The following is a 21172-nucleotide window of genomic DNA, read 5'->3' as shown; positions in this document are numbered from 1 at the left end:
AAATTTTAGGTAAACACCTTATGCATTTACCCTAATTCTGTTACAGGAATTTCAACATCTACCTTAATTCTATTTCAAATTATTAATCTATGTAAGCTAATTTCGTGACGATTTATAGGGATTAATTTTTGCGGAACCAAACATCATTAGGACCTTTATCACTTTAAAACGTATAATACTGTACTGCTTTTTTCTCCGTTGCTGTACTTGGTGCATATAATTAATAGGTGGAAGAAAATATAAATAAGAAATGGATACCTTCGTTTTGTGAGATGAATGTTAATATCTATCGAAATTTACTATGCGTAACATTGTGATTAGTCTTATCTGCCTCCAATCCAAATTGTTCCTTGCGGAAATGCATTGAAAGTTCTTTCAATACCATTTTCTGTTAGAGTAAACGTACGGTGAGGTTTTTCAAGTTTTTTACCAAACCACTTTTTCGTTTCATTGTAATCCTTTAGGTTACGATAGTCTTCGGGCTTACCTAAGTGATCATCTTCTATAGTCATTTCATGTTCGAAAGATTTCTATTGGTATTGTTTAATTCTTTCTTCTAATTCACCATAATTTTTAAATCCGAATGCCTTCGGAGGATTCGATTGGTGGAAAGTATTATTATAAAAGTGCAGCTTCTCATCAATTGCAGAAACGATCTGTGATTTGGAAATATAAGGTTCGAATAACCAAATTTTTAGGTAATAGTCTTTAGTTAAGGTATCTAATTCGGCCTTCCAAGATTCATAGATATCGAGTAATCCTGCGATAATTTTTCTTCTATTTTTTCTCCTAGGCTCAGGAATTGCGCTGTTGATAATGGAGATATCGCACCAAGGGTGCACGAGAACTTCACAATAATCCTTGTGGTTTTTAAAGAAGTAGTGTTTATTGTAAATCAAATTGGTGTGTACCCAATCTTCAATATTCTTTGACCTTCTTTTCTAACCTCTAATTTTCTGGATTTTTATTAAGTTGAGACGTTGATTGCGTTATAGTTTTTTTGACGAAATCTTTTGGTTGCAATTGAAGGAACAATCAGCCAGGTGTGGTGATTTTTATACTAGAATTCTCCTAACTTTTAATTGGTCAACAGCCTGTTGACCAATTGATTTTTTTTTGAGATTTTATATTGTCTGATCTTCATCAAGGAAATATCTTATAAATGTCGTTTCTTTTTACAAATCTGGCTAACTCAATAGTATTTTCATCTTTATAAAACCCCAATCGATAATCCCCAATTCTCCAACGATAAGCTGTAGAGAAACCTTTCATTTTTTTAATATTTGAAAGCTCTTCTAAGCTCTCAGCATTTTCAATATCAATAATAAATTCTTTGATTTTATCTTTCAATTTTCTATCGGTTAGTTTCTTAATATCATTTAGAAAACTTCGTAAGATAATAATTTCCATTAGTCCAAAGCCTTCATTAATTCCTCACGACTTACTACATCATTTCTATCAGCTTGTTGCATAAGTAATAGTAAACCCAAATCCTCTTTATCTTCTTCAGACAAAGTCTTCAAGCGTTCTTTTTCTCTATATTCTACATAAAAAGAAACAGCCTTTTCCATAACTGATTTAACACTTACCTCTTCAAAAACAGACAATATTTTTAATTTAGTTAAAAGACTTTCGTCAATATCAATGTTCTTTTTCATTTCAAAATTTTTATTAAGTTAAATATAGACAATAATATATTATATACAAAATGTATATAATATATTATTTCGTTTCATTTTTAAGGTTTTTATTGTTCTGCATTTTTTTATTTCCTTGTTTCTCGAAAAGATTTTAATACACAGCGTGGAGATTTCGCTGAAATTGGTTCTTCAGCACTTATAGTGAATAAAAAAAGTTAATTGTGACTCAAAGGAAATTTGATTCTTAAATATGTTTTGATTTTGTTATAGGAACATGCCTGCAAACTGAACCCCTGGATTTTCACCAACAGTGGCGAAGAACCGGATTAGTAGATACTGGATTCTGATCGAAAGTTTGCAGGTGAGTTTTGTTCCCTGAATTGGGGAATTTGCAGATCACTAATTGGTCAACATATTTATAATGATTTCTTTCACTATTTAGTAATTATTCTAAATGCGGGAGACATTTCTTCTTGTTCCGCCCGGGATATTCCCAATTTAGTAGCTATCGTTCGCCAATCCTTTACAGTTATTGAAACCTCTTTAATGATTTGGTGCATTTGATTTTCTTTTAGCTGAAACAATTCGCCAACACTTAAAGCCAAATCGAAATCCAACGCGTTATTGTCCATATCAATATTAAGAGCCAATCCATTTTTATCTACTGAGGGATTGATGTCATACGCAGGCGATAACATCCATCCATTTGCTGTCAATAAAAAGCCATGATTCCTTAAATGATCATCCGTGTTGGAGATTGCTATGTTAAATACTATCCTTCTCCATAATTGATGCAGGTCTTCTTCTATATTCGATCCATAACGCTGTATAAAATCTGCTATCTCAAGATAACTAGGAGTAGCATCTCTAATGCTATCCTCACTATTTTTTGTCATAGTCATAGCTGAAGCAAAATGAATACGCTCACCCATATCCCGATCAAACCGCCTGGATAAGAATGTACGATAGGGTCCTTTTACCTTTTCAAGTGTACAAACTGGCATATTGATTCCTGCCCTGGTCGCCAGTTTGTAAGCTAAGTATTCCCATGCAGCCTTATCAATTATATCAGCTTTTGAGGGAAACTTTGCAATACACAAATGACCATCCAAATCAACAACATTTGCTTTTGGCCTTGCTCCACCCAGCGATGACCCTGGCGCAAAAAGCATTGGAATCCAATCACTACCATTTTTCCCTTCCTCATCTTCTTCATAAGCTTTGACACTTGCCTGTAGCTCCCGGAGATGAGTAATTGGTGGAGTAGGATTATCCTTGTTATCATCAAGAAAAGGTCCGTTGGGATTTAGCTTAAACCTTAATGCTCCCATCCTGGAAGCATCATGAACGCCCAATAAAAAATCAATTTCGTATAGTTTCGGCGTCGCGTCCCCTTTGGCAAAAGCAGTTTGCGCAGCACGACGCAACATAAGCTTTCGTCCCCAGGTATCCGGCATCGAATCCATAAATATACCAAAATTGTCTTTTTTGTCAGGGTATTGGGTTCCTGAATATAAACCGATTTCAGGATCAAGCAAAAACAACTGATCAGACTTTAGCCAACCTCGGTCGTATTCAAATCCAAATATCCTATGTCCTTTACTCTGCTGAGCAGAAATCACACCTATGCACTGTGGGGCATCCATGCCTTTCCAGTGAGCATATACCCATATATCTGTCTTTGTTGCTACCATTACTTTAACAAATCTAAGTCTTGAAGTTTTCTACCAAGTTCATCATCTACTGCCAACTTAAGGAAATCTTCATGCAGATTCAGTGCCTTAAGTACGTTGAAATATGACCCCATAGAGACTCCAGGATCCCCCCGTTCAATTTTACGAAGAGTTGCTCTTTCAATAGCAGCGCGTTCTGCAAGTTGAATTGCAGTTAACTTTCTGCGCTTCCTGGCAAGTTTGATGTTTTCGCCTAACTGATCCCAAATTATTTTATATTTTGGGAATATAGCAACTTTCTTCGATTTCATAATGAGTATAATTATGCCCAAATATACTCATAATGGATATAATAACGCTCATTGAAATTTTCATATCATACGATCTCCTAACAAAATTTGAGATTTATAAAAATAAATGGATAATATTATGCCCAATAATTGTCCAAATGCGCATAATATTACCCATTGTTAGCTGTTTCATCTTTACCTAAAGAGTTTCATAACTTTCAAACCATCAAATTTTTGATCCTTATTCCGCTTCAGAATCTTCTCCTGTAGTGCAGACATCTCAGTACTAACTTTCGTATCGACCACCTTCGCATAATGTCGGGTTGTTTTCAGGCTATCGTGCCCAAGCATCTGGGATACAGTCTCAATCGGAACACCATTTGAAAGGGTAATAGTGGTTGCGAAAGTGTGCCTGACAATACTACAATCTTTTGGCAAAAGTTTGTGGAGTTTAAAAGTTTTGAGCTACAACAAGGATTTTCGCTATATCAAGGCTATTTAACTTATAACAATACCATTTTGAAAGGATTTTTCTGCACAAGCCTTTGCACTTAAACCCGAAATAAACGAACACGGGACGCAGTGAAGTAATCCAAACCATAAAGCGATAATCATAATAGATTCTGAAATAAATTCAGAAAACAATGGTTTAGAACATCAGATATTTAAACACACAGGCATTAACTCAATTAAAAAGATAGCCACTATACGCTAAACCTTTGGCAACACTTTTAAAGTTATCGCCAGAGTTTAAATTAATGTGCGGAAAACGTGTTTTAAATAAATTTTGCACCGCCGGAACGAGTGACGTTCCTCCGGTTAAAAACAAACTGTTTATTTCGTTAGGATTGATGTTGTTTTTGCTTAAAAACTCATCCAAATAATCATTAATTCGGTTCAAATCTTTGTCGATGATGGAATCGTAATACTCTGTACTGATGCTTTCATCAATATAAATGCCTAAGTTTTTATAGTAGAAATTACTTTTATCTTGCGACGAAAGTTCAATTTTTGTACGCTCGATAGATTGAAAAACCGAGTAGCCTAAATTGTTATCAACCAAAGTTATCAGGTTCTTAAATTTAGGGTCGTTTCCTGAATAGTAATAATAGTTTTCAATGTCTTTTTTGATTCTCAAACCATTAAAAAAGTTCATTTTATCCCAGGTACAAATATTCGCAAATAAAGATTTTGGTACTAGTAATTTTTTCCCCGGACTAGCCTCATACTGCGTGTTTTTGCCGAAATGTGGTGTGCCTTGTTCCCACATAAAAGCCGAATCAAAACTGTCTCCGCCAATATAAATACCACCCGTTGCCATCATATCATTTTTCCTATCCAAACTTCCAACTTTATCGGGGTCTAAAACCAAATAAGTAAAATCGGTCGTTCCACCACCAATATCGGCAACTAAAACATTTTCTTTTTTGTTGATGGTTTTCTCATAGGCAAATGCTGCTCCGATAGGCTCAAATTGAAATCTAAGTTCATTGAAACCAGCCTTTTCTGCTGCTTTATTTAAACGGTTTTGCGCTAATGTATCTTTCTGACTGCTGTCATCATCAAAGAATACAGGTCGGCCAATAACGGCTTTTTTACAATCTGTTCCGGTAATTTTATCAGCTCTCGATTTTAGTTCAGTTAAGATAATTGCAACAAGGTCTGATGCATTGTAACGCTTGTTTTGAATCAATGTTTCTGTAAAACTGCTTCTTGATAAAATCTGTTTTATCGATTTGATAAAACGCCCTTTCATACCGTCTTCCAGATAGGTTTCTATCGCCTTTTCGCCCACAACATATTTTTGTTCACCAGCAAGCGAATGATTCTCGGGAAAGTAAATCAGCGATGGAATAATTATCGTATCAATAATTTCTGCTTTTTGCTCATCATATATAGATAGCGCAGAGTTAGTTGTTCCGAAGTCGATTCCATAAAGGTATTTACTCATTTTGAAGAAGATTTAATATAACAGAAATTTTGGCGGGGCTGCGAAAGTATGAAAAATTGAGGGATTCTCCAATCGATAAAACATTAAATTTAGGTAAAGCCTGCAACAAAAAACAGCCACCTGATTTAGGTAGCTGTTGAAATTTTTATAAAACTGAAAATTTACTGTTTATCGATTTTATATAGCCTTCCGCCATCTGTAACGGCGTATAACGCATTATCTGTTCCTTGAGTAATATCTCTGAAACGTTGTCCTTCACCACCTAGTAAACGCTCTTCGCTAATGATGCGATTGTTTTCTATAGCAAGTCTAACAATATGTGTTCCGCTTAATGAGCCTATAAAAAGATTGTTTTGCCATTCTGGTACGCGGTTTCCTTTGTAAAAAGTCATACCGCTTGGCGATACAACCGGGTCCCAGTAATAGGCAGGTTGCTCCATTCCGTTTTGCTGTTGAATGCCCGAACCTATTGCTGCCCCACCATATTCAATACCGTATGTAATAGTTGGCCAACCGTAATTACTTCCTGCCTGTACTCTGTTAAGCTCATCGCCACCGCGAGGACCATGCTCACTTTGCCATAAATCACCAGTTGTTGGGTGTATTGCAAGCCCTTGAGGATTTCTATGGCCGATACTGTAAAGTTCTGGCAAAGCACCCGAACCGCTAAAAGTTGGATTACCAGCTGCTGCTGCACCGCTGGTTGTAATTCTAACAATTTTACCCAAAGCTGCCGAAACAGATTGTGCTAATGGTCTGGTTGCTAAATCCGAACGTTCACCAGTGCTTACAAATAAGTTTCCGGTACGATCAAAAAGTATTCTTCCTCCGTAATGCAACGTGCCATTGTAAACTGGGTTAGCCCTATATATAATCGTTGCGTTTTCAATGGTACGTTCGTTATCAGCAAGACGTCCTTTAGCAACTGCCGTTTGTGTTCCTCCAGTCGAATTAAGAGAGAAAACCCAATAAACCATTCTGTTTGTGCTAAACTGCGGGTCGATACAAAGTCCTAATAAACCACCTTGCCCTGAAGAATTGACAGCCGGAATGCCGGTTATTGCAGCGCTCAAAGTTCCGGTGGCGGTTGCAATGCGCATCGTTCCGGTTTTTTCGGTTATCAATAATCTTCCATCAGGTAATGGAGTTATGCCCCAGGGCGATGAAAGTCCTGACGCAATCGCTGTTCCTTGAAATGCAGTTGTTGTAACCACTTTGCCAACTCGTGTTTGACCCGTAAACGCAGGTTTATAATTTGTGTTTGGGGCAGCAGTTTCTACTCCGGGCCCTGTTGCTGGTTCAGGTCCAGGCTCTTCAACACCTCCATCATCTACTTTAGAACACGCAGTGAATATAAGCAGCAAGCCTGCAAGTAGTGAGTAGTAAAGTTTTGACTTAATCATGTTTTCAAATTTTAGGTTTAACATAATAGATGGTAATACTTTAACACTCATGTTGTTAAAAGGTTCTAACGAATAGATGGAATTTTTATTCTTTAGTTTACTTCATTCCTTAATATCTGCAAAGGCGGTTTGTTTAATATGCTTCTGCTACTTAAATATCCTGTAATAACAACTAACGTAACAACACTGGTAAATAATATTAAAGTAGGTAAAAGGGGAGGAACAAAATTTGAATCGAAGCTAAATTTAGCCAAACCCCAACTTCCTGCCAAGGCTAAAATTAAACCTGCCGCTGCAGCAAGTAAGCCAAGGAAAAAGTATTCAATAACGTTAATGGCTAATATTTGCTTTCTGCTTGCGCCCATTGTTCTAAGTAAAATACTTTCTTTAATACGTTGGTTTTTACTGGTAAGCACAGCTGATACTAAAACAATCCATCCGGTTATCATGCTAAAACCTGCCATAAATTGAATTACGAAGCCTATTTTGCTCAGTATTTCATCTAAAAGCTTCAATACCAAACCTAAATCGATAACCGAAATGTTTGGGAATTTACGTACAACGTTTCCTTGAAAACTTGCCGAAGTTTCACTATTTGGTATTCTTGTCATTAATACATGAAACTGTGGTGCCTGTTCTAAAACACCTGCCGGAAACACAACCCTGAAATTGGTTTGTAATCTGGTCCAGTTCACTTCGCGTAAGCTACCCACAACGGTTTGCAAAAGCATTCCTTGTACATTAAAAGTGATTTTGTCATTAACCTTAACTTTTATGCTTCGTGCAAAATTCTGGTCTAAGGAAATATAAATTACATCATTAGGACCATTAACTTTTGGTATCCATTTACCTTCAATTATTTTTTCGGCAGCGGTTAAAGTATCTTGATAAGTAGCTCTGAGTTCGTTTCTAAAAGCCCTTGTATTGGTGCTATCTTGCCCTGCTTTTTTACCGTTTATTTCTTCAATCCGCATGGTAATCACCGGAACCTGATTCATCAATGGCAATTTATATGATTTGGTTAAATCGGTTACAGCTTGCTTTTGCGAAGTCTGTATATCGAACAACACCATGTTTGGCTGGTTAGTTCCGGATGAAAGCGTAACGCGGTTTATCAATATGCCCTGAACAAAATACAAAGTGCAAATAAAAGCTGTCGAAAGCCCAATAGAAACGGTGAGCATTAGGGTTTGATTATTCGGACGATACAAGTTAGCAAATCCTTGTCGCCACAAATAACTTAAAGATGCAGGCATTAATTTTCTAACCAGATACATTAAAAGGCTGGATAAAGCCATCAATAATAAAAACGCAATTAATATCCCTATGGTGAAGGCTAAGGTTTGAATCCAGCTTTTCATCTGCAAATAAGTGAAGCCGGCTACAAAAGCAATCATTAATAGATAAACAAAAGCCTTCAAGTAATCTCTTTTTTTGTTTGAATTACCCTCAAAAGTTGCTCTAATAGCATTTAATGGCGAAATTCTTCTAACCGATAAAAGTGATGGCAAAGCAAAGAGTACCGATATAACTAAGCCCAATAACAAGCCCTGCCCAATGGCCGACCATGAAATCTGCATTGTAATTTCTACCGGCAGGAAATCTTTTAATACAATTGGCAAAAGAAATTGTATTAACGTACCCAATACAGAACCAATTACTGCTGCAATAATTCCGATAACAGAAACTTGTACCAGGTAGATATAAAATGCATCCCAGGCTTTTAAACCCATGCAACGTAATGTGGCAATTGCCGAAAGTTTTTCTTGAATATAAACGTGAATTGCACTACCTACACCAACACAGCCAAGCAACAATGCAATGAACCCGGTTAGCGCTAAAAAGCGGTTCAAATCTCTGAAAGAACGTCCGGTTTGTTCTTTTCGTTCTGCAACAGTATCTAAATCAAAGCTTTCTTTTTCTGCTTTAGGCTGAAGATTTTTTATAACCGCATTGAGTTTATCTTCACTATTAAACTTATAATAAAATTTATAGTTAATGCGGCTCCCGGTTTGCACCAAGCCCGTTTTATCCATATATTTTAGTGGGATGTAAATAATAGGTGCAACACTTGCCGCAATTCCGGTTTGTCCGGGTGCTTTATCTAATGCGCCTGCAATTTTAAACTTTAGATCGCCAACAATTATCGAATCGCCTGTTTTAGCATTAAACTGGAGCATCAATGTTTTATCAACCAAAGCTTCGCGACCGTTAAAAAAGCCTTTTGCAGCACTTACAGGTGTGGTTTCAATAGTGCCATAAAATGGATAATTGCCCTGCAAAGCTTTCATTTGTACCAAACGGCTACCACCATCTTTTACAAAATATACCATCGAGGCGAATGTACTTTCAGTTGCCCGGTCATCGCCCATGGTTTTAAGCAATTTTTCCGTTGGCTTGCTTAAGGTTTTTCTACTTTCAACAATTAAATCGGCTCCGGTAAGTTCTTTTGCTTGTCTGTCTAAGTCGTTTTGTAAGTTATCCTTAAAAGAATAAACAGCTACAAGTGCAGCAATGCCCAAAACAATAGAGGAAATAAACAGCAGCAAACGCGATCGGTTTTTACGACTATCCCGCCATGCCATTTTAAAAATCCACGAAAGCGGAACATTTTGTTTAGGTGTTAATTGCTTATGCATAACTTGGGTTTTCGTCGGCTATAATTAGCCCACCTTTCATTTTTACAACTCTGCCTGTTCTCGAAGCTAAATCCAAATCATGCGTTACAATAACAAGTGTTGTACCTGCATCAGTATTCAAATCGAAAAGCAGTTTTATAATTTTTTCGCTTGTTTCAGCATCCAGATTTCCGGTAGGTTCATCAGCAAATAAAATGGCAGGTTTATTAGAGAATGCTCTTGCTAATGAAACCCTTTGTTGCTCGCCACCAGATAATTGAATTGGATAGTGTTGCGCCCTTTCTGTCAAGCCTACTTTGTCTAACAATTCCATCGCCTGTGGCTTAATGTTTTTTAAACCCCTTAATTCTAACGGAACCATGACATTTTCTAATGCAGTTAAAGTTGGTAACAGCTGAAAATTCTGAAAAATAAACCCAACATGCTGGTTTCTTACCGAAGCCCTTTCATCTTCAGATAATTTATCTAACAAAACACCAGCAAGTTCAACATTACCGGAGGTAGCTCGGTCTAAACCTGCGCAAAGTCCTAGTAAGGTGGTTTTACCACTTCCCGATGGACCAGTTATGGCAACGGTTGAGCCGGTTTCTATATTTAAGTTTATGTTATGTAAAACGGTAAGTTCGTGTCCTGCACTCTGATAAATTTTGCTTACATTTCGGATGTTCAGAATATTTTCCAATGGCTGAATAATTAAATCTTTGGCTTTAAACGCAGCAAACATATTGTGCGTTTAGCCTGTTAAAGATATTGTTTTTTGATAATTAGAGATTGAAATTATAGATATGTTACGAAAACGTATAATGAGTTTAATTGTTTTTGCCGGAATGTTCGCAGCTTGCTCAAACAATAGTAATACCGATAAGATTGTAGATAAAGATTCAGTTAAAAATGGTAAAGCCGAAGTCGAATCTCCTGTTAAAACGATTCTGTTTTTCGGAACAAGTTTAACTGCCGGGTTGGGTTTAGATCCAACTGAAGCTTATCCGGCTTTAATTCAGCAAAAGATTGATGCAGAGAAACTTCCATACAAAGTAATTAATGGTGGCTTAAGTGGTGAAACTTCTGCCGCAGGCAAAAGCCGTATCGATTGGTTATTAAAACAAAAAGTAGATATCCTTGTGTTGGAGCTTGGTTCTAACGACGGCTTGCGTGGTTTACCCGTAGCCGAAACCGCTAAAAATTTGCAAAGCATTATTGATAAGGTTAAAGCTAAATTTCCTGAAGTGAAAATTGTTATCGCTGGTATGCAGATGCCACCAAGTATGGGCGCTAAATATACAGGCGACTTTAAAAACATATTTCCGGAATTGGCAACAAAAAATAATGCGGCTTTAATTCCATTCCTTTTAGATAAAGTTGGAGGCGTGGCGAAACTTAATCAGGCAGATGGAATTCATCCAACAGCAGAAGGCGATAAAATTTTAGCCGATAACGTTTGGGTTGTTTTAAAACCTTTGCTTTAAACTAAATTATTGCAGAATCAACGAAATAAGATTGTTTAATTTTTATCGTTAAATATTTTTGAATAAACAGTTAATGTTATAAATTGGCGTACGCTCGGAAATTTTAACATTTTACATGACTCCCGTTACAGAACACATCCGCCCGATCCCCGAGAATGAAGTTGGCAGGCTTGCAGATTTAGCCGAATTCGACCCCGACTATACAGATCTTCAAAATGATTTTGAACATTTAACCGCTTTAGCGGCCAAAATTGCTGGTACAGATATTTCTTTGGTAAACCTGATTGATTCTTTTACCCAATGGTCTATTTCGCATTATGGGATTGATGTAGGCCAGATGCCAAGAGAGGAGTCGATTTGCCAATATACTATTATGGAAAGCGGACATTTTGAAGTAAATGATTTGTCTTTGGATGACAGATTAAAAAACTTCTCATACGTTGGAAATCCGCTAAACCTAAGGTATTATTTTGGTGTGCCATTAACAACGCCAAATGGCTACAATATTGGAGCGCTATGCGTTTTGGATACTAAAACAAAAAGGCTGAGCGATGATAAAATAGAACTGCTTAAACTCATCGCCAATGAGGTAGTTGATAAACTGATTAATTTGAAGATTCTTCACAGTATAAAAGCTGAATTGGATGAATACAAAAATGATCTGCGTAAAACTGCTCACGACATTAGGGGCCCTTTATCAGGTATTACGGGTATAATCGATATCATTCGTAAAAAGATGGATAGGGCAAAGCCTGAAGACATTCTTGATTATATTGAAATGATTGATAAGACCACGAAAGCCGTTTTATCGCTATCAGAAGAAATCTTAAGCAGAGAAAAGTTTCCTAAAGAAGACGATTTTGACCTCGCCATATTTAAAGATAAGCTGGAGAAATTATACCTTCCACAGGCAAAGGCTAAAAATATTTTCTTTAAGGTTACAATTGGAAATGTGAACACTAAGGTATTATTCGCAAAGACTAAATTATTACAAATTTCTGGTAACCTGATATCGAATGCAATAAAGTTTAGTTCAGATTATGGAACAGTTACCATTAAGCTGGAGCTGGAAATAAAGGATAAATCAAAAACCCTAAAAATGAACGTTTCTGATAATGGCAATGGTTTAAATGAAACAGCTGTAGAAAAAATACTCGCCGGAAATTTAGAAACAACCAAAGGAACCAAAGGGGAACGTGGCTATGGCTTAGGTTTGCCAATGGTTGTAGAAAACATCAGAAGCCTTAACGGCGATATTCAAATTGAATCGCAGGAAGGGTGGGGTACAAATTTTGAAGTAACCATTCCTCTTACTTAATTTTAAGATTACACGAAATTATTAATAAGTAAAACTCCCAGTAAGCCAAGTATAGAAACAATGGTTTCCATCATGGTCCAGGTTTTAAAGGTTTGTTTTAAATTGAGTTCGAAGTATTCTTTAAACATCCAGAATCCCGTATCGTTAACGTGTGAAAACATTAAGCTACCCGCACCCACAGATAAAACCATAAGTTCTGGAGAAGCTCCAATGCCAATGAATGGCAAAACTATGCCTGAAGCAGTTAATGCAGCTACGGTTGCAGAACCAAGTGTAACTCTTAATGAGGCCGTAATTAACCAAGCTAAAAATAATGGCGATAAATTCAATCCCATGGTTAGTATTTTAACAGTCTCACCAACACCGCTATCCACCAAAATTTGTTTAAATGCACCACCTGCAGCAATAATTAAAATAATCATTGCAATACTTTTTACGCCTTCTACACAAGATTCCATCGCTTTTGATATAGAATTATCCTGAACCAAAACTGTAATCAATACCGCAATTAATAATGCTGCTGTTGGATCTGCCAAAAAGATAAACACCGGTTTTAATAAATAGGGTTGGGTAATGGCTGTACCGATTGTGCCCGCAATGATTAAAAAAACTGGTAATAAGGCTGTAAAAAAACTTTTTAATCCCGAAGGAGAGTGTTCATCTTCGGAAATTTTAAATTGCGTTGTAGCCTCACCCAAAGATTTTTTAATGATTAATCTTGGAAAATAAATTCCGGCAATTATTGCAATCGGGATGCTTAACATCAAACCGTAAATTAAAGTTTTGCCAATATCAGCATGAAAAATTGCTGCTAAAGATACTGGCCCCGGATGCGGAGGTAAAAAGCCATGCGTTACGGATAATGCTGCTGCCATTGGGATACCGATGTATAATTTTGGCAATCCTGTAGCACTAGCAATTGCAAATACCAAAGGTATCAATACAACAAAGCCGGCATTGTAAAATAGTGGAATACCAACCAGTAATCCGGTAATTAATACCGCCCATTGAATGTTTTTTTGTCCAAAAGCTTTGATTAAGATGAACACAATTTTCCGGGCAGAACCACTGTCTTCAATAAGTTTACCCATCATGGCCCCTAAAGCAAGTACCATTACCATGCTTCCTAAGGTACTTCCTATTCCAGTGCTTATGGCTGCCATTACTTTTGCAGCGGGCATACCTAAAAGTAATCCCGTAACAATTGCAACAAGTAATAAGGCAATCATCGGGTTTAACTTTTTAATTATCAGGATAAAAAGTAACAGTATGCCAAGAAGTACAATAAATAAAGACATGGTTTTCGATTTAAGAATTGTTAATTTCTTTCATACATTCCTTCAAGTTAACGTATGCTTTCTTATAAATCCCGAATCTTCTTTGATAGAAAATATGATGAGAAGTATCAGGGTAAATAATATTGAATTTATTTTGAGTAGCTGATGGATAATTATCGATTAAGCCATTCGCTTTTGCCGCAAGGTAAGCAGCGCCTACAGCCGATGCATCTTCTTCAGTAATGAGCAAAATTTCTTTTCCGGTAACATCGGCCAAAATTTGCATCCACACTTTAGAATGAACAAAGCCACCGCTTGCATGGATTTTTTTGATACTCGCACCATTAGTTTCCATTTCTGTTAATACATCATTTAAAGAAAAACAAATGCCTTCAATTACAGCCCTTGCCATATCTTTTTGGTGATGTTGATTAGACAAGCCTAAAAAAGTGCCTGAAGCTCTGCTGTTCCAAATCGGTGCTCTTTCCCCTGTTAAGTATGGTAAAAAAATTAAACCATTGCTTCCGACAGCACTTGTTTCTATCTCGTTAAACAAATTAGTATAATCTGCTTCGTTAAGCTCTTTTTTGCCAAATACATTCTTCATTAACCATTGGAGGGCGAGTCCACCGTTATTAATCGGGCCACCACAAATAAAAGTTTCACTATCCAGAATGTAATTAAATGTCATCGCATTTTTGTTTACAACTGGCTTTGAACTGGGAACACGTAAAGCACCAGATGTGCCAATGGTAACTGCTGCGGCACCATCACTAATGGCTTCGCTACCTAAATTAGCCAAACAACCATCACTTGCACCAATTACAAAACTTACATTTTTATTATTGAAAAATGCCTGATGCGCTTGAACCAGCTTTGTATTGCTAAAGGAAGTTTGGACAGGTTCTGATAAGTGAGCGGAATTAATCTTACATAATTTTAATGCCTCTTCATTCCAGTTAAGCTTATTGATATCAAACAGGCCAGTGCAAGATGCAATGGAGTAATCAATTTTATACTCACCAAATAACTTAAACCAGATATATTCTTTTATGGATATGAACTTACTGGTTTCGATAAATAATTGAGGTTCATTTTCCCTTAACCAAATAATTTTGCATAGCGGCGACATTGGATGGATGGGCGTTCCGGTAGAGGCGTAAAGTTGCAAGCCTTCATCACCATTTAACAACCTGTTGGCAATATCTGCACTACGATTATCTGCCCAGGTAATCATTGGCGCCAAAGGCTCTCCATTAGAATCAACCATAATTAAACTGTGCATTGCACTACTTAAGCCAACGGTAAATGGTTCAGCACCTAGTTCAGTTTTTAAATCAGCAATGCAGTTTAAAAAAGCTTGATAGATAATTTCAGGCTCTTGTTCGCTATAGCCAGGTTTTACCGAATGGGTAGGGTAGTAATGCTGGCTCGTACTTATTGGTTCGTAGTTTAAATTAAGGGCTACTGCTTTTGTACTACCAGTTCCGATGTCGATTCCTAAAATGTATTCCATCTAAATCTATAAGGTAATTTAAATTATAGTAGCTTAATTTTTGCGTCGATGTTATTGTGTAGATTGCCTGATGTTTAAATTTGCACCGATATTGAACACTTCATGTTTTGTGGGTTTTGCATCGGCTTGCAATCTTTTAATGAGTTGTTTAACTATTTTTTCGCCCAAAAGTTGAATCGGTTGCTCTATTGCTGTAATTGAGGGTTTGATAAATTCTAATAACTCAAAATCATCAAATGAAATTACTGCCTTAGAGGTAAGCAACTGTTCATTTCCAGTTCTTGATAGTTTTAGGCCATCCATTGTAAGATAATTCGATGCAAAAATAACAGCATCTAATTCAGGTTTTTCAATCAAAAACTTTTTGATACATTCCGTGGAATCTTCACTGGTGGTATATTTTATTTTCAAAACGCTTTGCGTTTTGCGGGCGTTATCAATTGCTGCTGCATAACCTTTATAACGATCGAGCATTTGCTGTTGTTGGGTATCAATAGTTACAAAACCAATATTTTCATAACCTTTATCCAGAAGGTGTTGGCTGGCATTGTAAGTGGCTAAATAATTATCCGTTAGCACATAATCGGCTGTTAGCTCTGGTAAATATCTATCAAAAAGAATTACAGGGGTTTTATCTGTTACAAGTGCTCCAATTTCTTTTTCTAAGCCCTCAGCAATGGCAATTATGTAACCATCAACATGTCTTTCTTTAAACATGCTCAAAATCTCATTTATCCTCTTCCTATCGTTGCCAGTACTGCTAAAAATTATTTTATAACCATACTCAGAAGCTTTATAGTCAATTACGCTGGCTATGCCAGAGAAAAATGGTTTTGAAATATCATCCACTAAGAAACCTATAATTTTAGATTTTCCTGTTCTTAAACTTCTGGCAATAGAGTTTGGTTGATAGCCCAATTCTGCTACAACACTAAGTATTTTTTCGGTAATGCTGGCGCTAATGTGTTTTTCTTTTGCTTTACCGTTTAAAACAAATGAAACTGTGGTAGTTGATGTGCCCACGCGGTTGGCGATATCTTTAATGGATATTTTTTCCTGCATTGATTAAAATATGCTTAATGAGTATTGTTAACTAGCCAAAATAAAATTTGGGCATTTAGCAAATATAAAATTAATAATCACTTGATAACATCAATTAATCATATTAAGCAAGCATAAATTGGGCAGAGTCCCTTTAAAAAAATTATAAATACAAATTATCGCAGATGCTACGTAATTATTTCTTTGTGTGCTTTAATTTATTGCTGGTATTCTCCATTTTTTCAACAGAAAAAACGCCATTCCCTTCAACCAGAAAGCAGGCAAGAGCAATTAGTACAGCAAGAGAAAGCCAAAACTCGCTATAAGGCTTAAATATTCCGTGCGAAAGGTTGATAAAAAAGGTTGCGCCAATAAGAATAGGCAGATTAAGCAAACAGAATGTACGGGTACAAGTACCTAACATAATGGCTAAGCCACCAATAATGTGCAACAATATGATTAAATGGGCAAACATGCTTATAGATACCGCAGTGCCTAAATGTGCACCACGCATCAGTGCGTTAAAAGCGTCGAGATTTATCCAAAAGGCAATGCCTTTCCAAAATAATATAATGCCTAAAATAATTCTGAAAACATCTATCCAGGCAGGATGGTGGCTATCGCCCCAATTCTGAATTTTTTTTATTGTGCTCATAACGATTAAACTTGGTTAGTTCAATTTACGAAAAAAAAACTCGTTTGTATGTGATGAGACGAAAAATAAAAACAGCTAATTAACTTGCGTGTTGCAACTGTAATGATTTGGTTCTCATTCTGCTTAGGGTTTCTAAACGCATACCTAAATAGCTGGCTAAATAGCGTAAGGGAATTCGGTTTGTATTAAGTTGTGTGTTTTCGAATTTGAGATATCTGCCCATTGCAGATGGAATTCTGGCAAGAATAGCACGTTCTGCTGCGGCGTGATATTGTATCTCCAGCAGTTTTCTGCTAATAAGATTAGTTTCAGGGAAATGAGATAGAAAATCGATATTTTGGTAAGGTATAGAAATTAACTCGCTATCTTCCAATGCCTGAACGTATTCGTATGAGGGTTTTGAATGCTGGTTAGGATTGCGGATGGCTGTGATAAGTTCGTTATCTGTACCAAACCAGGTACTGATGTCTTTCTGGCCTTCTTTTATGAAGCCTCTAACCAAACCCTTTACCAGGAAGTATACCGAATTATTATTATCAATTGGAGAAAGGATAAATTTATTCTTTTTAATGTGAATGTATCTGCAGGTTTTTAAATGGTAATTTATAAAACCCTCAGACAAGGGGTGGAACTGCTCAAGGAAATTAAAAAGCGGTTGTATAAATAAAGGATTTTCTGAATCTTTTATCATATCGGTTCGGGAATAATTTAGAGATTTAAGCTTTATTTAGAAAAACCGATTTTGTGTTTTTTCTATAAACCAAAAGTATCTGTAATTCAACCAAACCAATTAAAATTGAAGCCCTGTAAGCCCTAACGATTCAACGGTTAGATGAATTTATATTCCTGAAAAGTGTTGAGTTGAGTTTACGAATTGAAGTAAGTGCTTGGTAGAGCGCCTTTTTCTTTTTTAAAAGCATTGTAGAAGGTAGCCAGGCTTTTAAAACCCGATTCTTGAGCAATGGCCTCTATTGTCATTCTATTTCCTTGCAGTGGATATTGTTTTAAGAAGTGTTCGATCCGGTATCCGTTTATCCAGTCTCTGAAATTTTTTCCAATTTCATTATTTAAGACATATGAACAATGATGAACAGGTATATTAAGTTTAATAGCAACATCAATAATTTGTAGTTCGGGCTTCAAATACAGTTGTTCATCTTCCATCGCTTGCTTGATTAAAATAGAATAGGCTTTTTGCTGTTCTGTGGGAAGTTGATTTCTTTTCTTATCAGTATTAGTTCGCCTCTGCTCTAATTCTTTGTCGGTTATTTCAACCTGTTCTATTGCTAATTCATGAACCTGAAAAGTTTTTTCATCCCAGGTAGTTGCAACAAGAAGGTGTCCATAGAAAAGTTTAGGCTTGTGTAAAGCGTAAGATAAAACGATTAATAGCGCTACGCAATTGAAAATGATAAAGTAAGTATGGTTAAGTGGAATACCTAGCCATAGATATAAAATAGGCGACAATCCAATTATTTGGAAAATTGTAGCGACTCCAAGTATGAATAAAACCCAATCTTTTCCAAGGTTTTCTTTTCCATTTGATTTGATGATTCCCGATTTTAGAATCGCCCTCCAGCACATAAAAAGATAAAATAACATTAATATGGTTCGTCCCCAATTGTGAAAATAGATTGTAAACAAACCGCTTTTTGCCGATAGTGTTAAATAGCCGTTTTGTGCAAGTTGTTCGGAAATAAGGCCCCAGTCTAAAGGAGCGAGTCCTGGCCAGGGAATAACGTGTATTACAGCCAAAACTGCGGGGATAAAATGAAGCCATTGGATGGGTAATATTCCCTTTCTGTCTGTTAAAGAACCGGTTACATAGAGGTAAAAACAAGCAGGGGCTAAAAAATGAAATGGCGTTAATATCTGAAAAAGTACAGATAAGGTTTTCTCATGACCAGCAGTTATCAATATTGAATTTAATATCTGGCCGAACCTTGTAAAAAAGACTATAGATAAGAGTATATTATTTGTCCGGTTCCCTTTTTTTGCAAAAAAGAGGTGTAAGGAAAATAGTAGAAGGAAGAAACAAGTCGTACTGACTAAAAAACTTTGGAAATACATAAAGAGCCGCTTCCAAGATAGCGCTTTATTGTAAATTTAAGAATACATTATTTTAATTTTTTATACAATAGTTCTAATGATTTTTAAAATATGATAGAATTTGACAACTATCGATTATCAACCTAAACATCATTGCGAATGAGAATAACAGCAAATATCAAATGAGTAATTTGTTGAAGAAACTGTTCTATTTTAAATTCTAGGCAGTAGCTAATCACTTCTCTGACGGTCTTCGATCTTTTTTGGCAATCATGATGAGCCGTATAAGCAAATTAATTGAGCTCTGCAGGCAATTTTATTTTCCCTGCAGACTGGATATTTGTGTTATGAAAAACATCAATCAAATTCAGTTGGGCCATAATGGGCCTTTTGTATCCAGTCTTGGGCTGGGGTGCATGCGCATGTCCTCAATTTGGGGAGGAAGAACTCCTAATGAACCAGAAAGTATTGCCACTATTAATGAGGCCTTGGATCTCGGCATCAACTTTTTAAACACCGGTGATTTTTATGGTGCGGGCCACAATGAAATGCTTATCGGAAAGGCGATAAAAGGGAGACGGGATGATGCTTTTATCAGTGTAAAGTTTGGAGCGCTTTTTCATAATGGTCAATGGTTGGGCCTTGATCTTAGGCCAAATTCAATTAAAAACTTTATTAATTACTCACTTACCCGCCTTGGTATCGAAACCATTGATCTCTATCAGCCTAGCCGGATGGATGACAGCGTACCGGTGGAGGATATTATCGGAACCGTGGCTGAACTGGTTAAGGAGGGTAAAGTCCGTCATATCGGAGTATCAGAAATTTCCGCTGAGCAGCTGCGTAAGGCCAATGATGTTCATCCGATAAGTGCACTGGAAATCGGTTATTCCCTTGCAGATAGGCAAATAGAAAATGAGTTGCTGCCTGCAGCCAGAGATTTGGAGATTACTGTCGTCGCGTTTGCAAACACAGCAGAAGGTTTACTAAGCGGAGAATTAAGCGCGCCATTAGCTGATCAGGATTATCGTCAGCATTTCTCCAGATTTCAAAACGAGAATCTCTTACACAATCTTCAAAAAGTCGAAATATTGAAAGATTTGGCATCCGCGAAGGGATTTACCCCTACACAGCTTGCGATTGCTTGGGTAAAACAGCAGGGCAAACAGATCATGCCTTTGGTTAGCATGAGCAAAAGATCTCGCCTGGCTGAAAATATCGCAGCCATGAAAATCGAGTTTAGCGAGGAAGAAATGAACACATTAAATACTACTTTTGCAATAGGCGCCATTAAAGGAGGTACCTATTTAGCGCGATAAATGGAAAGTCCAGCAGAAATTCTTCCAGGTGTAATCTTTTACTCTTATCTCTCTACTCAAAGGAGACAGAAAGCATGTTTTTGGAATCACCATACCTTGATATTGCAGGTTTCCGGTGAATTCGCGCTGGAAACCTCGGCGCAAAGCATTTCGATGGAGGCAGGAGAGATGCTGCTGATCGGCAAAAACCAGTTGGGTACCCTCACCAAGACACCTGGTGAGAATGGTAGCTATGAAACCATTGTCATATCACTCCAAGAGGACTTGATGCGAAAAATTGCCTTGGAAGAAAAAATTACTTCTGAGGGCAAATATGTCGGAAGGCCAAACCTACTGATTCCCTCTAATGAATTTTTGCAGGGCTATTTTCAATCCATCGTCCCTTATGCAAGAAGTTCGGGAGCCACCATGACCGATGAGATGGGTATATTGAAAGTAAAAGAAGGCATTAAATTATTACTACTGGCGCTTCCTGCATTACGAAATTTCCTGTTTGATTACGCAGAACCTCATAAAATTGATCTGGAAAAGTTCATGCTTAATAATTTCCAGTTTAATGTACCAATAGAAAAATTTGCTCAGCTAACTGGCAGAAGCCTGGCAGGATTCAAACGAGATTTTCAAAAGGCTTTTGGTCTTCCACCTCGCCAATGGCTGCTTTCCAAACGATTAGATGCAGCAAAATTTCTGATTGAATATAAGCACCAAAAACCCTCAGCGATATATTTGGATTTGGGCTTTGAAAGCCTTTCACATTTTTCTCATTCTTTTAAAAAGAAGTTTGGATTGATGCCCAGCCTTTTAAATAAGGGTATCGTCCGCTCAGAGTAAGTTGACAGTGAGGTAATGAGCGTAATATATCCTTGCATTATGTATGGGAAGTTAAAGGCCATCTCAATCAGCGCAAAGAAAACTAGGAAGATATTCAATACCCT

At 36.8% G+C, this 21172-nt stretch carries 20 protein-coding genes; 4 read left to right on the top strand and 16 right to left on the bottom strand.

Features of this window, described 5'->3' with window-relative positions; all coding sequences use genetic code 11:
- Nucleotides 1–323 precede the first annotated feature (323 nt).
- The 10 genes from ACO05K_RS12560 to ACO05K_RS12515 form a co-directional block, all read right to left on the bottom strand.
- A complete protein-coding gene (locus ACO05K_RS12560; protein WP_421944779.1) occupies nt 324–512 on the bottom strand; it encodes a hypothetical protein in 189 nt (62 codons plus the stop codon).
- Between the two features lie 631 nt (nt 513–1143).
- A complete protein-coding gene (locus ACO05K_RS12555) occupies nt 1144–1410 on the bottom strand; it encodes a type II toxin-antitoxin system RelE family toxin (RefSeq protein ID WP_421944778.1) in 267 nt (88 codons plus the stop codon).
- Nucleotides 1410–1658: a hypothetical protein gene (locus ACO05K_RS12550; RefSeq protein ID WP_421944777.1), complete on the bottom strand. Its 249-nt coding sequence runs from the start codon at nt 1656–1658 to the stop codon at nt 1410–1412. Before ACO05K_RS12550 ends, ACO05K_RS12555 begins: the two co-directional genes overlap by 1 nt.
- 416 nt (nt 1659–2074) lie before the next feature.
- A complete protein-coding gene (locus ACO05K_RS12545) occupies nt 2075–3334 on the bottom strand; it encodes a type II toxin-antitoxin system HipA family toxin (RefSeq protein WP_421944776.1) in 1260 nt (419 codons plus the stop codon).
- Complete coding sequence (locus ACO05K_RS12540; RefSeq protein ID WP_421944775.1) at nt 3334–3624, bottom strand: helix-turn-helix domain-containing protein; 291 nt, start codon at nt 3622–3624, stop codon at nt 3334–3336. Before ACO05K_RS12540 ends, ACO05K_RS12545 begins: the two co-directional genes overlap by 1 nt.
- A 174-nt stretch (nt 3625–3798) precedes the next feature.
- Nucleotides 3799–4041: a tyrosine-type recombinase/integrase gene (locus tag ACO05K_RS12535; protein ID WP_421944774.1), complete on the bottom strand. Its 243-nt coding sequence runs from the start codon at nt 4039–4041 to the stop codon at nt 3799–3801.
- A 247-nt stretch (nt 4042–4288) separates the two neighbouring features.
- A complete protein-coding gene (locus ACO05K_RS12530; RefSeq protein ID WP_421944773.1) occupies nt 4289–5554 on the bottom strand; it encodes an Hsp70 family protein in 1266 nt (421 codons plus the stop codon).
- A gap of 161 nt (nt 5555–5715) precedes the next feature.
- Complete coding sequence (locus ACO05K_RS12525) at nt 5716–6957, bottom strand: PQQ-dependent sugar dehydrogenase (RefSeq protein ID WP_421944772.1); 1242 nt, start codon at nt 6955–6957, stop codon at nt 5716–5718.
- A gap of 92 nt (nt 6958–7049) precedes the next feature.
- Nucleotides 7050–9596 (bottom strand): ABC transporter permease, encoded by a 2547-nt coding sequence (locus ACO05K_RS12520; protein WP_421944771.1) that lies wholly within the window; start codon nt 9594–9596, stop codon nt 7050–7052.
- A complete protein-coding gene (locus ACO05K_RS12515; protein WP_421944770.1) occupies nt 9589–10320 on the bottom strand; it encodes an ABC transporter ATP-binding protein in 732 nt (243 codons plus the stop codon). The genes ACO05K_RS12520 and ACO05K_RS12515 overlap by 8 nt, the downstream gene beginning before the upstream one ends.
- A 79-nt stretch (nt 10321–10399) precedes the next feature.
- On the opposite strand from ACO05K_RS12515, the gene ACO05K_RS12510 reads away from it, so the two are divergent.
- The gene (locus tag ACO05K_RS12510) at nt 10400–11062 is read left to right on the top strand and encodes an arylesterase (RefSeq protein WP_421944769.1); all 663 of its coding nucleotides are present in this window, start codon (nt 10400–10402) and stop codon (nt 11060–11062) included.
- A gap of 115 nt (nt 11063–11177) precedes the next feature.
- Complete coding sequence (locus tag ACO05K_RS12505) at nt 11178–12380, top strand: GAF domain-containing sensor histidine kinase (protein WP_421944768.1); 1203 nt, start codon at nt 11178–11180, stop codon at nt 12378–12380.
- Between the two features lie 8 nt (nt 12381–12388).
- Here the strand turns inward: ACO05K_RS12505 and ACO05K_RS12500 are convergent, their stop codons facing one another.
- The 6 genes from ACO05K_RS12500 to ACO05K_RS12475 form a co-directional block, all read right to left on the bottom strand.
- On the bottom strand, nt 12389–13678 hold the full coding sequence (locus ACO05K_RS12500) for a gluconate:H+ symporter (protein ID WP_421944767.1): 1290 nt from the start codon (nt 13676–13678) through the stop codon (nt 12389–12391).
- Nucleotides 13679–13688: 10 nt separating this feature from the next.
- Nucleotides 13689–15173 (bottom strand): gluconokinase, encoded by a 1485-nt coding sequence (locus ACO05K_RS12495; protein ID WP_421944766.1) that lies wholly within the window; start codon nt 15171–15173, stop codon nt 13689–13691.
- Between the two features lie 51 nt (nt 15174–15224).
- Nucleotides 15225–16235 (bottom strand): LacI family DNA-binding transcriptional regulator, encoded by a 1011-nt coding sequence (locus tag ACO05K_RS12490; RefSeq protein ID WP_421944765.1) that lies wholly within the window; start codon nt 16233–16235, stop codon nt 15225–15227.
- A gap of 175 nt (nt 16236–16410) precedes the next feature.
- Nucleotides 16411–16869, bottom strand: a complete 459-nt coding sequence (locus tag ACO05K_RS12485; protein WP_421944764.1) for a DoxX family protein — start codon at nt 16867–16869, stop codon at nt 16411–16413.
- A 79-nt stretch (nt 16870–16948) separates the two neighbouring features.
- Nucleotides 16949–17560, bottom strand: a complete 612-nt coding sequence (locus tag ACO05K_RS12480; RefSeq protein WP_421944763.1) for a Crp/Fnr family transcriptional regulator — start codon at nt 17558–17560, stop codon at nt 16949–16951.
- A 176-nt stretch (nt 17561–17736) separates the two neighbouring features.
- Complete coding sequence (locus ACO05K_RS12475) at nt 17737–18786, bottom strand: helix-turn-helix domain-containing protein (protein ID WP_421944762.1); 1050 nt, start codon at nt 18784–18786, stop codon at nt 17737–17739.
- Nucleotides 18787–19265: 479 nt separating this feature from the next.
- Between ACO05K_RS12475 and ACO05K_RS12470 the strand changes: the two genes are divergently transcribed.
- Both ACO05K_RS12470 and ACO05K_RS12465 read left to right on the top strand, forming a co-directional pair.
- Nucleotides 19266–20237: an aldo/keto reductase gene (locus tag ACO05K_RS12470; RefSeq protein ID WP_421944761.1), complete on the top strand. Its 972-nt coding sequence runs from the start codon at nt 19266–19268 to the stop codon at nt 20235–20237.
- A complete protein-coding gene (locus ACO05K_RS12465) occupies nt 20238–21068 on the top strand; it encodes a helix-turn-helix domain-containing protein (protein WP_421944760.1) in 831 nt (276 codons plus the stop codon). It abuts the gene before it with no gap.
- Nucleotides 21069–21172 lie beyond the last annotated feature (104 nt).

Source organism: Pedobacter sp. (assembly GCF_965227205.1).
Taxonomy (GTDB): Bacteria; Bacteroidota; Bacteroidia; order Sphingobacteriales; family Sphingobacteriaceae; genus Pedobacter.
This window is presented reverse-complemented; position numbering and strand designations above follow the sequence as displayed.

Excerpts from the sequence above, each read along its gene's own strand:
- ACO05K_RS12530 (WP_421944773.1), bottom strand. The coding sequence starts at position 5,554 with ATGAGTAAATACCTTTATGGAATCGACTTCGGAACAACTAACTCTGCG.
- ACO05K_RS12550 (WP_421944777.1), bottom strand. The coding sequence starts at position 1,658 with ATGAAAAAGAACATTGATATTGACGAAAGTCTTTTAACTAAATTAAAA.
- ACO05K_RS12555 (WP_421944778.1), bottom strand. The coding sequence starts at position 1,410 with ATGGAAATTATTATCTTACGAAGTTTTCTAAATGATATTAAGAAACTA.
- ACO05K_RS12545 (WP_421944776.1), bottom strand. The coding sequence starts at position 3,334 with ATGGTAGCAACAAAGACAGATATATGGGTATATGCTCACTGGAAAGGC.
- ACO05K_RS12515 (WP_421944770.1), bottom strand. The coding sequence starts at position 10,320 with ATGTTTGCTGCGTTTAAAGCCAAAGATTTAATTATTCAGCCATTGGAA.
- ACO05K_RS12505 (WP_421944768.1), top strand. The coding sequence starts at position 11,178 with ATGACTCCCGTTACAGAACACATCCGCCCGATCCCCGAGAATGAAGTT.
- ACO05K_RS12510 (WP_421944769.1), top strand. The coding sequence starts at position 10,400 with ATGAGTTTAATTGTTTTTGCCGGAATGTTCGCAGCTTGCTCAAACAAT.
- ACO05K_RS12560 (WP_421944779.1), bottom strand. The coding sequence starts at position 512 with ATGACTATAGAAGATGATCACTTAGGTAAGCCCGAAGACTATCGTAAC.
- ACO05K_RS12525 (WP_421944772.1), bottom strand. The coding sequence starts at position 6,957 with ATGATTAAGTCAAAACTTTACTACTCACTACTTGCAGGCTTGCTGCTT.
- ACO05K_RS12465 (WP_421944760.1), top strand. The coding sequence starts at position 20,238 with ATGGAAAGTCCAGCAGAAATTCTTCCAGGTGTAATCTTTTACTCTTAT.
- ACO05K_RS12500 (WP_421944767.1), bottom strand. The coding sequence starts at position 13,678 with ATGTCTTTATTTATTGTACTTCTTGGCATACTGTTACTTTTTATCCTG.
- ACO05K_RS12495 (WP_421944766.1), bottom strand. The coding sequence starts at position 15,173 with ATGGAATACATTTTAGGAATCGACATCGGAACTGGTAGTACAAAAGCA.
- ACO05K_RS12480 (WP_421944763.1), bottom strand. The coding sequence starts at position 17,560 with ATGATAAAAGATTCAGAAAATCCTTTATTTATACAACCGCTTTTTAAT.
- ACO05K_RS12490 (WP_421944765.1), bottom strand. The coding sequence starts at position 16,235 with ATGCAGGAAAAAATATCCATTAAAGATATCGCCAACCGCGTGGGCACA.
- ACO05K_RS12520 (WP_421944771.1), bottom strand. The coding sequence starts at position 9,596 with ATGCATAAGCAATTAACACCTAAACAAAATGTTCCGCTTTCGTGGATT.
- ACO05K_RS12485 (WP_421944764.1), bottom strand. The coding sequence starts at position 16,869 with ATGAGCACAATAAAAAAAATTCAGAATTGGGGCGATAGCCACCATCCT.
- ACO05K_RS12540 (WP_421944775.1), bottom strand. The coding sequence starts at position 3,624 with ATGAAATCGAAGAAAGTTGCTATATTCCCAAAATATAAAATAATTTGG.
- ACO05K_RS12470 (WP_421944761.1), top strand. The coding sequence starts at position 19,266 with ATGAAAAACATCAATCAAATTCAGTTGGGCCATAATGGGCCTTTTGTA.